Genomic DNA, 12,068 nt, shown 5'->3' with positions numbered 1-12,068 from the left:
GGGAGCACCCTGAGGTGAACTCCCCTTTTGGCGTTTATGCCGTACGGCGGGTAAACTCTTTCACTTTGAAGCCCAGCACGGCGAGCGTGGCGAAATACGCTACCACCCCGACGCCCACCACGGCCATCAGCCGCATCAGACGATAGGGCATCGTGCCCAGGGACCACTCCGGCATGACGTACATCATCCCGATGAGTGCCGCAGACATCACCAGCACCGCCACAACCAAACGCACGAGGAAACTTGCCCAGCCCGGCTGCGGCGTAAAGATATCCTGCTTGCGCAGCTGCCAGTAAAGCAGCCCGGCATTCAGGCAGGCCGCCAGACCAATAGACAGCGACAGTCCGGCATGCTTCAGCGGGCCGATAAATGCCAGGTTCATCAGCTGGGTCATAATCAGCGTCACGATGGCAATTTTCACCGGCGTTTTAATGTCCTGACGCGAATAGAACCCCGGCGCCAGCACTTTGACGACAATCAGCCCCATCAATCCCACCGAGTAGGCTATCAGCGCGCGCTGGGTCATCGCGGCGTCAAACGCGGTGAATTTCCCGTACTGGAACAGCGACACCGTCAGCGGCTTGGCGAGGATCCCCAGCGCCACCGCGCTGGGCAGGGCCAGCAGGAAGCAGAGACGCAGGCCCCAGTCCATCAGGCGGCAGTACTCATCATGGTTGCCGCTGGCAAAGCTTTTCGACAGCGACGGCAGCAGGATGGTCCCCAGCGCCACGCCCAGCACGCCGGACGGGAACTCCATCAGACGGTCAGCGTAGTACATCCACGAAACGGAACCGGACACCAGGAAAGAGGCAAAGATGGTGTTGATGATAAGCGAGATCTGGCTGACGGAGACGCCAAGAATGGCAGGCCCCATCTGCTTAATTACGCGCATCGCCCCGGCATCTTTAAGATTGATGCGCGGCAGCACCAGCATGCCGATTTTCTTCAGATGCGGCAGCTGATACGCCAGCTGCAGCACGCCGCCCACGGTGACCGCCCAGGCCAGCGCCAGCACCGGCGGGTTGAAGTGCGGCGCGGCGAACAGCGCAAAACCGATCATGCTGACGTTGAGAAACGTCGGCGCAAACGCCGGAACGGAGAAGCGGTTCCAGGTGTTCAGGATCGCCCCCACCAGCGAGGCCAGCGAGATCAGCAGAATATAGGGGAAGGTAATGCGCAGCAGCTGCGAAGTCAGGGCAAATTTATCTGCCGTGTCGGCAAAACCAGGTGCGGTCACCATAATCACCCAGGGCGCGGCCAGCATACCGACGACGGTCACCACGGCCAGCGCCAGGGTCAGCAACCCGGAGACATAAGAGACAAATACGCGCGTCGCATCTTCACCCTGCTTGCTTTTATATTCCGCCAGAATGGGAACGAACGCCTGGGAGAACGCCCCTTCAGCAAAAATGCGACGCAGCAGGTTAGGCAGCTTGAACGCAACGAAAAAGGCGTCCGTTGCCATCCCTGCACCAAAGACCCTTGCCACAATGGCATCGCGCGCAAAACCGAGTACGCGAGAGAACATGGTCATCGAGCTGACGGCCGCCAGCGATTTTAATAAGTTCATTAACGTGAATTTCCAGAACCATACGGATTTCCAGGACGGGTAAGCGTAAGCGCCACCCGGCAAAGCCAACAGGCGGCGCTTAGTCTAACCGGATTTCAACGAATTACTATCTGCAGATGTTACAGCGAGTTATTCGCTCATGGCATCGCGCCAGAGTCTTTCCACAATGCGCTGCGCCAGAATGGCCTGCTCGCCGGACGTTTCAGGAACCGTCTGATTTTGCACGCAGGTGATAAAGTGGCGGGCACATCCCGCGAAACCGCGCTGCTCGAGGGTGCTTTGCCAGCCTGGCGCCGGGAGCGTCACCACGCCGCTGCCCTTCTCTTCCCGCCACTCCCGCATGTCGGTAACGTCGTACAGCGCGCCGTCGGTTACCGCCTGCACGGATTCCCGCTGGCTGCCTGCGCGGCGGTGCATGCTGGTGGTGACCTGAAGGTGCTCAACGGCAAAATGGTGTTCCGCATACACCATCTGCCCCTGTTCGTTAGTGACCAGAGTGCCGCTTTTCAGCAGCGCTTCGCCGTTGGTCAGCCACAGCGCGGTATCCACCACGTGAAGGTAGTCATCAAGAAGGGTAAAGCGCAGATCGTTCGGACCCACGCTGTCGGTACGGTGCTTATCCATCCGCAGCGAGGCGAGCGTGCCCGACTGCGCCTTCAGCTGCTGATAAAGCGGCGCGAAGCGGCGGTTGAAACCGACCATCAGCGTCAGGTTTTTACGTGCCGCCCGCTCAATCAGCCGCTCCGCGTCCTGAACGTTTTCCGCCAGCGGTTTATCCACGCAGACGTGAACACCCGCATTGAGCAGCTCGCTCACCACCTGATAGTGGGTTGCCGTTGAGGTATGCACGAATACCGCATCGCACTCGCGGGCCAGATCCTGCAGGGAGGCGGCATACGGGATGCGCCAGGTTTCGCAGATACGCTCTGCCTTCTCGCGCGTGGGTGACCAGGCCCCTTGCAGGGTCCAGTCTGTCGCCGCACCTAAAACAGGCAGCCAGGCTTTTTGCGCAATACCGCCCAGCCCCACCACGCCAATACGTAATTTTTTCACCGTCAGTCTCCCAGATGTGCGAGCAACGCGTCCAGCCGCTGCTTCAGCCCGGCTACCTCTTCTTCCAGCGCCTCTACGCGTGCTGAAAGGTCGTCGCTGATTGCGGGGCCCGATTCCGTCGCCACGCTTGCGGCGTCAACGTCACCGCTGAAAAGGTGCATATAGCGGCTTTCACGTTTGCCCGGCTCGCGCGCCAGACGCACCACAAAGGGGCCATCCTCACGCGCGGCCAGCCCTTCCAGCGTCTGCTCGACCTCCTGCATGTCGCTGAACTCATGCATGCGGGAAGCGCGCGTTCGCAGTTCCCCCGGCGTCTGCGCCCCGCGCAGCAGCAGCGTGGTGATAATCGCCACTTCCGCACTGCTCAGCTTCAGGTCGCCAAATTCAGAGTTACAGAAGCGCTGCTCGTATTTGGTCACGCGGTTGCCAAAGCCGCTGACGGTGCGCAAATAGTGGCGCTTTACCAGCGCGTCCAGCACGTCCTGAACGTCATGCTCGCTGAGGTTCATCACCGGCTCGCGGTTGGTCTTCTGGTTGCAGGCCATGGTCACGGCGTTAACTGAGAGCGGATACTGCTCCGGCGTGGTGACCTGTTTTTCGAGTAAGCACCCAATCACGCGCGCTTCCGTAACGTTTAGCTGATACTTCATCTTTTCTCCTTAACGACCTGCGGTCCAGTCTCGGGTGGTTAACGCCGTCAGAACGTGGTCGCGCCACTCTCCGTCTATCAGCAGATAATCTTTGGCATAACCCTCTTTCTCGAACCCTAAACGCGCCAGCAAATTGCCGCTGCGCTGATTATGCGGCATGTAGTTCGCCATAATGCGATGGATATGCTGCGTGCGCTGCATATAGCGAATGGCCACCGTTAACGCCTCGTACATCATCCCCTGCCCCTGCCATTTCTGGCCGATAGAGTAGCCAAGGTAGCAAGCGTGGAACGAACCCCGCACCACGTTTGAAAAATTGGCAATTCCGATAATCTCTTTCTCTTCCGGATCGAGCAGCGCGAAATAAAACGCGCTGCCCTGCTTATGAAATTCAGCGATCATGCTGAGGCGCGCCTGCCAGCCGGAGGGGTAACAATGGCTCTCATCCCGAACGGGTTCCCAGGGTTTTAAAAACTGGCGATTCTCGGCGTAATAATCCGCCAGACGCCAGGCATCACGCTCATGCACAAGACGAACGACCAGCCTGTCCGTTGTCAGACGCACTTTTGGCACATTACTGCGATAGCCAAACATCAATACCACTCCTTCCCGTCGCTTCAGCTTACCCATTAGCTTTACTATACCTGCGCCTGTGCCGTCTGTGAAAACAGTGACATACCATTTTGACCTCTTTTCACATTTTTCGATGAGAACTCTCTATCAAAGCACCGTTTTGATAAAAAAATATTGTCGCGCGCAGGGGTGGGAAAAAGCGCGGCGACACCGCAGAATGTTAGCGTGCTCACCTTCTTATTTTCCCTGGAGGGAAAATGTCCCGCGTATCACAGGCCAGGAGCCTGGGTAAATATTTCCTGCTCGTCGATAACATGCTGGTCGTGCTCGGCTTTTTTGTCGTGTTCCCCCTCATCTCGATCCGCTTTGTCGATCAAATGGGCTGGGCGGCGTTGATGGTCGGCATTGCGCTGGGGCTACGCCAGTTTGTCCAGCAGGGTCTTGGCGTCTTTGGCGGCGCGATCGCTGACCGCTTTGGCGCTAAACCGATGATCGTTACCGGTATGCTGCTCCGCGCGGCAGGCTTTGCCACGATGGCGGTTGCCCACGAGCCCTGGCTGCTGTGGTTCTCCTGCTTCCTCTCCGGTATCGGGGGCACCCTGTTTGACCCGCCGCGTACCGCGCTGGTGGTAAAGCTTATTCGTCCGCAGCACCGCGGCCGCTTCTTCTCCATTCTGATGATGCAGGACAGCGCCGGGGCGGTTGTTGGCGCCCTGCTGGGCAGCTGGCTGCTGCAGTACGATTTCCGTCTGGTCTGCGCGGCCGGGGCGGTGCTGTTTATTCTGTGCGCACTGTTTAACGGTCTCTATCTCCCGGCCTGGAAGCTGTCTACGGTAAAAGCGCCGGTACGCGAGGGGCTCGGAAGGGTGCTTCGCGACAGGCGTTTTGTCACCTACGTGTTGACCCTGACCGGCTATTACATGCTGGCCGTACAGGTGATGCTGATGCTGCCAATCATAGTGAACGATATTGCGGGCACGCCTGCAGCCGTGAAATGGATGTACGCCATCGAAGCCTGCCTGTCGCTGACGCTGCTTTACCCCATCGCCCGCTGGAGTGAACGGCGTTTTCGCCTGGAGCATCGCCTGATGGCCGGTCTGTTTCTGATGACGCTGAGCATGATGCCTATCGGTCTGGTAAACACGCTCCAGCAGCTTTTTATGCTGATCTGCACCTTCTACATCGGCTCTATCATCGCCGAGCCCGCCCGGGAAACGCTGAGCGCCTCGCTTGCGGATGCGCGTGCGCGCGGCAGCTATATGGGCTTCAGCCGCCTCGGACTGGCCTTTGGCGGTGCGCTGGGTTACGCCGGCGGCGGCTGGCTGTTCGATGCCGGCAAAGCGCTGAACCAGCCGGAGCTCCCCTGGATGATGCTCGGCGTGGTGGGCGTCATGACACTTCTCGCCCTGTGGTGGCAGTTCAGCCAGAAGCGCAGCGCGAGCGGCATGCTCGAACCCGGCGCGTAGCCCTTCCCTCCGGCGGGAGAATGCTCCCGCCACACTTCTCAGTATTTTCTGCTGGTTTCTGCCATTTCACACTGACATACTGACGAAACAGGACAGTAGCGCCGATTTTTCGTTGAGGAACACTATGAAGAAAATTGTCATTGCCGCCGCACTTATCATCAGCGGTCTGCTGGTGGGCTGTAACCAGCTTACGCAATATACCGTCAGTGAGCAGGAAATTAATCAGGCGCTGGAAAAACATAACAATTTCTCTAAAGACATTGGCGTGCCGGGGCTGGCCGATGCCCACATCGTTCTTACCAATCTCACCAGCCAGATTGGTCGTGAAGAGCCGAATAAAGTCACGCTGGCAGGCGATGCCGCGCTTGATATGACGTCTCTATTTGGCAATCAGAAAGCCAACATCAAGCTCAAGCTGAAGGCGCTCCCCGTTTTCAATAAAGAGAAAGGGGCGATTTTCCTGCAGGAGATGGAAGTGGTCGATGCGCAGGTTTCGCCGGACAAGATGGCACCGGTTCTGCAAACCCTGATGCCCTATCTGAACCAGTCGCTGCGTAACTACTTTAATCAGCAGCCGGCGTACGTCTTAAGCGAAGACAAAAGCAAGGGTGAAGCCCTCGCGAAGAAATACGCAAAAGGGATAGAGGTGAAGCCGGGAGAGATCATCATTCCTTTCACCGATTAACCTGAAGGGCGCTGCGGCGCCCTTTTTTTTACGGAAAAGTGTGCAAACGAAAACGTTTCCGCTTATGATTTGTGTCCGGCAAAAACAGCCATCCTTATGACTGATTCCTGACAAGCCGGAGCTTCCATGACTGCACAACCCCAGGTTCTTCAAATCCGCCGCCCTGACGACTGGCATATCCATCTGCGTGATGGCGATATGCTGAAAACCGTCGTGCCCTATACCAGTGAAATTTATGGCCGCGCGATTGTCATGCCAAACCTGGTTCCGCCAGTCACCACCGTCGATGCCGCGATAGCCTACCGCCAGCGCATCCTGGATGCCGTTCCGGCAGGACATGATTTCACCCCGTTGATGACCTGCTACCTGACCGATTCGCTGGACCCGAACGAGGTGGAACGCGGATTTAACGAAGGCGTATTTACGGCGGCGAAACTCTACCCGGCGAACGCCACCACCAACTCCAGCCACGGCGTCACCAGCATTGATGCCATCATGCCGGTGCTGGAGCGTATGCAGAAGCTGGGCATGCCACTGCTGGTACACGGCGAAGTAACGCATGCGGAGATTGACATCTTTGACCGTGAAGCCCGTTTCATCGAGACCGTGATGGAGCCTCTGCGCCAGCGTCTGCCGGCGCTTAAGGTCGTCTTTGAGCATATCACCACCAAAGACGCGGCAGAGTATGTTCGCGACGGCAACGAGCTGATCGCCGCGACCATCACCCCACAGCATCTGATGTTTAACCGTAACCATATGCTGGTGGGCGGGGTGCGCCCTCACCTGTACTGCCTGCCGATCCTCAAGCGCAATGTTCACCAGCAGGCGCTGCGCGAGCTGGTCGCCAGCGGATTCACGCGTGCGTTCCTTGGCACAGACTCCGCGCCTCACGCCCGCCATCGCAAAGAGGCAAGCTGCGGCTGCGCGGGCTGTTTCAACGCTCCAACCGCCCTTGCCAGCTACGCAACCGTATTTGAAGAGATGAACGCGCTGGAGCATTTCGAAGCGTTCTGCTCCCTCAACGGCCCGCGCTTCTACGGCCTGCCGGTCAATGAGACCTTCATTGAGCTGGAGCGTAAAGCGAGCCAGGTTGAGGAGTCCATTGCGCTGACGGATGACGCGCTGATCCCCTTCCTGGCAGGTGAAACCGTAAACTGGACGGTAAAACGCTAAAAAATCAACGCCCCTTGTTGTCAAACCGATAATATGCCTGTATAAATAAACAGTATATTACACAGGGGGCATTTATGCGTATTGAAGTCACCATAGCCAAAACTACCGTTCTGCCTGCCGGCGCGCTTGATGCACTGGCAGGCGAATTATCCCGTCGTATTAACAACACTTTTCCCGATAACGCGGGCGCCGTAACGGTTCGTTACGCCGCAGCGAACAACCTCTCCGTCATGGGTGCCGCAAAAGAAGATAAAGATCGCATAAGCGAAATCCTGCAGGAAACGTGGGAAAGCGCAGACGACTGGTTCATTACCGATTAACACTGCTCCCTCATTGTGTTTTTTTGCCGGGTCGCCCCGGCTTTTTTTTGCCTGTCATTCCTGACGTTCAAATTAATTCAGCATCTTCTTAGAAAATCGTGAACGATATGGTGTTTTATTGTTCGAACAATCCTAAAAAGCAGAAAAATGTGTTGCTACCTGTTTATTTTTCCCGTTGGAACCCTTATTACTTGGTATACTGAAGAAGCTTTCAGAAAAACATGCATTGAACCTCAGAGCCGTTGTCTTCTAACACGCATTTAGGGGGTTATAATGGAAAAGAATAACGAAGTCATCCAGACCCATCCGCTTGTAGGCTGGGATATCAGTACCGTAGATAGCTACGATGCGCTGATGCTGCGTTTGCACTACCAGACCCCAAATCAACTCAACCGTGACGAAGCGGAAGTTGGACAGACGCTGTGGCTAACAACAGACGTCGCCCGTCAGTTTATTTCTATTTTAGAGGCAGGCATTGCAAAAATAGAATCTGGCGACTATCAGGAAAATGAGTATAAACGGCACTAACCGTATGCCCACTTTTCACTCAACAGGCACCCTCGCGGTGCCTTATTTATTTCCCGCTTGTTTGCGCCCGCGTTGTTAATTACTCTGCTAACAAACCGTAAGTTTACGAGATGCATATGAGATACGACTTAATCATTATTGGTAGCGGCTCCGTTGGATCGGCCGCCGGTTATTACGCAACGCAGGCAGGGCTAAACGTCCTGATGATTGACGCCCACCTGCCGCCGCACAGCGAAGGCAGCCATCATGGCGACACACGCCTCATTCGCCACGCCTATGGCGAGGGCGAGCGCTACGTTCCGCTGGTGCTTCGCGCCCAGACGCTGTGGGACGAGCTGGCAAAACAGACTGAAGAGCGTGTTTTCGAGCGGACGGGGGTCATCAACCTTGGTCCGGCTCGTTCGGAATTTCTCGCCAATGTCGAACGCAGCGCGAAGGCGTTTAATCTTGACGTTGAGAAGCTGGATGCGTCGGCTATCACAGCACGCTGGCCAGAAATTACCGTCCCGGAGGATTATATCGGCCTCTTTGAAGCCAACTCCGGCGTGCTGCACTGTGAAACGGCGATCAAAACCTGGATCGATCTTGCCGCCAAAGCGGGCTGCGCGCAGCTGTTCAACTGCCCCGTTGAGGCCATCACGCATGATGCAAACGGCGTTACGGTGAAAACCGTAGACGGAGAGTATTCGGCTTCCCGCCTGCTTATCAGCGCAGGAACCTGGGTTACCCGCCTGCTCCCGGACCTGCCGATCCAGCCAGTGCGCAAGGTCTTCTCCTGGTTCCAGTCGGACGGGCGTTACAGCGCGCAAAACAAATTCCCGGCGTTTACCGGCGAGTTACCCAACGGCGATCAGTTCTACGGTTTCCCTTCCGAGAAGGACGCCCTCAAGATTGGTAAACACAACGGCGGGCAGGTCATCTCCTCACCGGAGGAGCGCAAACCCTTTGGCGCGTGTCCGCAGGACGGCTCAGAAGCCTTCTCGTTCCTGCGCAATATTCTCCCGGGCGTCGGTGGACTGCTTTATGGCGCGGCCTGCACCTACGACAACACCCCGGATGAAGACTTTATCATTGATACGCTGCCGGGCCATGACAACACCCTGCTGATTACCGGGCTGAGCGGCCATGGCTTTAAGTTCGCTTCGGTGTTGGGTGAAATCGCCGCGCAGTTTGCCCAGGGTATCACGCCGCAGTTTGATCTGACGCCGTTCTCACTCTCGCGTTTTAACGGATAATCGGCCACGGGCTCCGGCGGTACCGGGGCCCGTTTTTTCGTACTCAACTGTGGGGCGATATGCGCAGGATCGTGGGTTTTCTCGTCAATAACATTCGCGAGCACTTTATGCTCTATATCTTATTGTGGGCGCTGCTCGCTATCGTCGATGTTATTTACATTGTGTTTTATTGAAAGCGATAACTGACATTAGCTGACGTTACTTTATGTTTATTTAAGCTTTTTTCTTCTGCTAAATACGTCTTGCACGAAGCCACTGAATTAAATTTGCGGTTCCTTTTCAAAATCGCTGAAATAAATAAAATAAAAATCAATAGTCAATTATTTTAGTTGCAATATCGCGCCTTCCCGTTCATTTTTATCTTTCGGTTAATTTGAAAATGGACATTCTGATGCAATTGCGTAACTCCTCCCGGCGCTACGGAATAATATCCATAAGCTTGCACTGGATATTTGCCATTGCCGTCTATGGTATGTTCGGACTTGGACTCTGGATGGTCACGCTCAGCTATTACGATGGATGGTATCATCAGGCACCCGAGCTGCATAAAAGCATTGGCGTCCTCCTGATGCTGGGGCTGGTATTTCGCGTAATCTGGCGACATGTTTCTCCACCGCCCGCGCCACTAAAGACATACGGTAAAATAACCCGCGTTAGCGCTGTCGCCGCGCATATTGCGCTGTATGCACTGCTCTTCGCCATTCTGATCAGCGGCTATCTCATTTCAACGGCAGACGGTAAGCCGATTAGCGTTTTTGGCCTGTTCGAGGTTCCGGCAACGCTCAGCGATGCCGGGGCTCAGGCCGACACGGCGGGCGTCGTTCACCTCTGGCTTGCCTGGAGCGTGGTGATCCTGTCCGTACTGCACGGGCTCGCAGCCCTTAAACACCATTTTATTGATAAAGACGATACGCTTAAGCGCATGCTTGGCCGCTCGTCAGTTGACTCTGGAGCATAAAATGAAAAAACACCTGCTGGGTATCGCCCTGGGTTCTCTGTTATTCACCGCCGGTTCTGCCGTGGCGGCTGACTATAAAATTGATAAAGAGGGCCAGCACGCTTTCGTCAATTTCCGCATTCAGCATCTGGGATACAGCTGGCTTTACGGTACCTTTAAAGATTTCGACGGCACATTCACTTTTGACGAGAAAAACCCTGCGGCAGATAAAGTCAATGTGACCATTAATACGAACAGCGTCGACACAAACCATGCTGAGCGCGATAAACACCTGCGCAGCGCAGAGTTCCTGAACGTCACAAAATTCCCGCAGGCCACCTTCACCTCAACGGAAGTGAAGAAAGAGGGTGATAAGTTGGCTATTACCGGTAATCTGACGCTGAATGGCGTAACCAAACCCGTCACTCTGGACGCAAAATTGATCGGTCAGGGTGACGATCCGTGGGGCGGTAAACGCGCAGGTTTTGAAGCGGCGGGTAAAATTCACCTGAAAGATTTTAATATCACAACGGATTTAGGCCCCGCGTCTCAGGACGTTGAGCTGGTTATTTCCGTTGAAGGTGTGCAGCAGAAGTCGTAATAGATTCGCCCGGCAGGCTCTCGCCGTGCCGGGCGTTATTATTATTCCGGGTCAGGAATGCCCAGTTTAGTATTCAGACGGCCGCGTGATTTATTAAAAATCTTATTGCCGTTTTCACGTCCTGCGCGACGACGACGCTGCTCTTCTTCCGGCAGGATACTCTCCTCGCTGCACAGCTCGCTACAGCAGCCGTTAAACTTCTCGGCACAGGCCGGACACTGGATAAACAGCAGGTGGCAACCGTCGTTTTTGCAGTTGGTGTGGGTATCGCACGGCGCGCCGCACTGGTGGCACTGGGCAATCACATCTTCTGAAATACGCTCGCCCATGCGCTCGTCAAAGACGAAGTTTTTACCGATAAAGCGTACCGGTAAGCCCTGCTCGCGGGCGCGGCGGGCGTACTCGATAATACCGCCTTCAATGTGCCAGACCTTGTTGAACCCATTGTGCTTCATCCACGCGCTGGCCTTCTCGCAGCGGATACCGCCGGTGCAGTACATAACGATTTTTTTATCCTTATGCTCCTGCATCATCTCCACCGCTTTCGGCAGCTGCTCGCGGAAGGTATCGGCCGGAATTTCCATCGCGTTTTCAAAATGCCCCACTTCGTACTCATAGTGGTTACGCATATCAATGAACACCGCATCCGGATCGTCCAGCATCGCATTCACTTCCGCGGCCTTCAGATATTCACCGACATCCGCAGGATTAAACTCAGGATCGTCGATACCGTCCGCCACGATGCGTTCACGCACCTTCATGCGCAGCACCCAGAACGATTTCCCGTCGTCATCCAGGGCAATGTTCAGGCGCAGGCCGTCGAGGGCCGGATCGAAGCTGTAAAGTACGTCGCGGAATGCGTTCACCTTGCTTTCCGGTACGCTAATCTGTGCGTTAATGCCTTCGCGGGCAAGATAGACGCGTCCGAAGACGTTCAGCGCCGTGAAGGCCTGATAAAGCGCATCGCGGGTCGCCTGCGGATCGTCGATCGTGAAATATTTGTAGAAAGAGATGGTTGTGCGCGGTTCGGTTTCAGCCAACATACGCGCCTTTAACATCTCATTCGAAACGCGGTTGTGTAACACTGGCATGGTGTACAAGTCCTGCAATCGTCAGAGAGAATGAAAAATCGGTCGGCATCATATAGCAAACAAAACCAATTTACATCCACACAATTTACGCTACATTTCACACACCCTGATGAATCAGGCTTAACAATTGCCGTCGTCGCGCAGGTTTCGGCGGCAGATATTTTGGCTACGTCTCAAAAAATGCGA

14 protein-coding genes are annotated in these 12,068 nt (G+C 55.5%); 9 read left to right on the top strand and 5 right to left on the bottom strand.

Annotation, left to right across the window (positions count from 1 at the left end):
- Positions 1-34: 34 nt before the first annotated feature.
- The 4 genes from murJ to rimJ all read right to left on the bottom strand — a co-directional run bounded on the left by murJ (position 35) and on the right by rimJ (position 3,867).
- The gene (gene murJ, locus V1603_RS11760; RefSeq protein ID WP_116340686.1) at positions 35-1,570 is read right to left on the bottom strand and encodes a murein biosynthesis integral membrane protein MurJ; all 1,536 of its coding nucleotides are present in this window, start codon (positions 1,568-1,570) and stop codon (positions 35-37) included.
- Between the two features lie 129 nt (positions 1,571-1,699).
- On the bottom strand, positions 1,700-2,623 hold the full coding sequence (locus V1603_RS11755; protein ID WP_166710759.1) for a Gfo/Idh/MocA family protein: 924 nt from the start codon (positions 2,621-2,623) through the stop codon (positions 1,700-1,702).
- A gap of 2 nt (positions 2,624-2,625) precedes the next feature.
- Entirely contained in the window at positions 2,626-3,273 is a 648-nt protein-coding gene (locus V1603_RS11750) for a YceH family protein (RefSeq protein WP_395313960.1), read from the bottom strand.
- 9 nt (positions 3,274-3,282) lie between these two features.
- Positions 3,283-3,867, bottom strand: a complete 585-nt coding sequence (gene rimJ, locus V1603_RS11745; protein WP_163328734.1) for a ribosomal protein S5-alanine N-acetyltransferase — start codon at positions 3,865-3,867, stop codon at positions 3,283-3,285.
- Between the two features lie 236 nt (positions 3,868-4,103).
- Here rimJ and mdtH point away from each other — a divergent pair, with 236 nt between their 5' ends.
- From mdtH to V1603_RS11700, 9 genes are all read left to right on the top strand, one after another.
- Entirely contained in the window at positions 4,104-5,312 is a 1,209-nt protein-coding gene (gene mdtH, locus V1603_RS11740) for a multidrug efflux MFS transporter MdtH (RefSeq protein ID WP_395313959.1), read from the top strand.
- A gap of 124 nt (positions 5,313-5,436) precedes the next feature.
- Positions 5,437-5,997: a lipoprotein gene (locus V1603_RS11735; RefSeq protein ID WP_320720520.1), complete on the top strand. Its 561-nt coding sequence runs from the start codon at positions 5,437-5,439 to the stop codon at positions 5,995-5,997.
- Between the two features lie 126 nt (positions 5,998-6,123).
- On the top strand, positions 6,124-7,170 hold the full coding sequence (gene pyrC / locus V1603_RS11730) for a dihydroorotase (RefSeq protein ID WP_395313958.1): 1,047 nt from the start codon (positions 6,124-6,126) through the stop codon (positions 7,168-7,170).
- 74 nt (positions 7,171-7,244) lie between these two features.
- Entirely contained in the window at positions 7,245-7,490 is a 246-nt protein-coding gene (dinI, locus tag V1603_RS11725) for a DNA damage-inducible protein I (RefSeq protein WP_028012694.1), read from the top strand.
- A 273-nt stretch (positions 7,491-7,763) separates the two neighbouring features.
- Complete coding sequence (gene bssS / locus V1603_RS11720) at positions 7,764-8,018, top strand: biofilm formation regulator BssS (protein WP_023299782.1); 255 nt, start codon at positions 7,764-7,766, stop codon at positions 8,016-8,018.
- A gap of 116 nt (positions 8,019-8,134) precedes the next feature.
- Positions 8,135-9,253: an N-methyl-L-tryptophan oxidase gene (gene solA, locus V1603_RS11715; protein WP_116340699.1), complete on the top strand. Its 1,119-nt coding sequence runs from the start codon at positions 8,135-8,137 to the stop codon at positions 9,251-9,253.
- A gap of 59 nt (positions 9,254-9,312) precedes the next feature.
- Positions 9,313-9,426, top strand: a complete 114-nt coding sequence (locus V1603_RS11710; RefSeq protein ID WP_116340701.1) for a YceO family protein — start codon at positions 9,313-9,315, stop codon at positions 9,424-9,426.
- 218 nt (positions 9,427-9,644) lie between these two features.
- Complete coding sequence (locus V1603_RS11705) at positions 9,645-10,211, top strand: cytochrome b (RefSeq protein ID WP_116340703.1); 567 nt, start codon at positions 9,645-9,647, stop codon at positions 10,209-10,211.
- A 1-nt stretch (position 10,212) separates the two neighbouring features.
- Positions 10,213-10,791 carry a YceI family protein gene (locus V1603_RS11700; protein ID WP_163328728.1) on the top strand — a complete coding sequence of 193 codons (579 nt, stop codon included), beginning with the start codon at positions 10,213-10,215 and terminating at the stop codon, positions 10,789-10,791.
- A gap of 41 nt (positions 10,792-10,832) precedes the next feature.
- On the opposite strand, the gene V1603_RS11695 is transcribed toward V1603_RS11700, so the two are convergent.
- A complete protein-coding gene (locus tag V1603_RS11695) occupies positions 10,833-11,882 on the bottom strand; it encodes a rhodanese-related sulfurtransferase (protein ID WP_116340707.1) in 1,050 nt (349 codons plus the stop codon).
- Between the last annotated feature and the right edge of the window lie 186 nt (positions 11,883-12,068).

Origin of the sequence: Enterobacter sp. ECC-219 (genome assembly GCF_043966805.1) — a bacterium.
GTDB lineage: Bacteria > Pseudomonadota > Gammaproteobacteria > Enterobacterales > Enterobacteriaceae > Enterobacter > Enterobacter cloacae_N.
The sequence above is the reverse complement of the archived record's forward strand: the minus strand, read 5'-3'. Positions and strand labels throughout refer to the sequence as shown.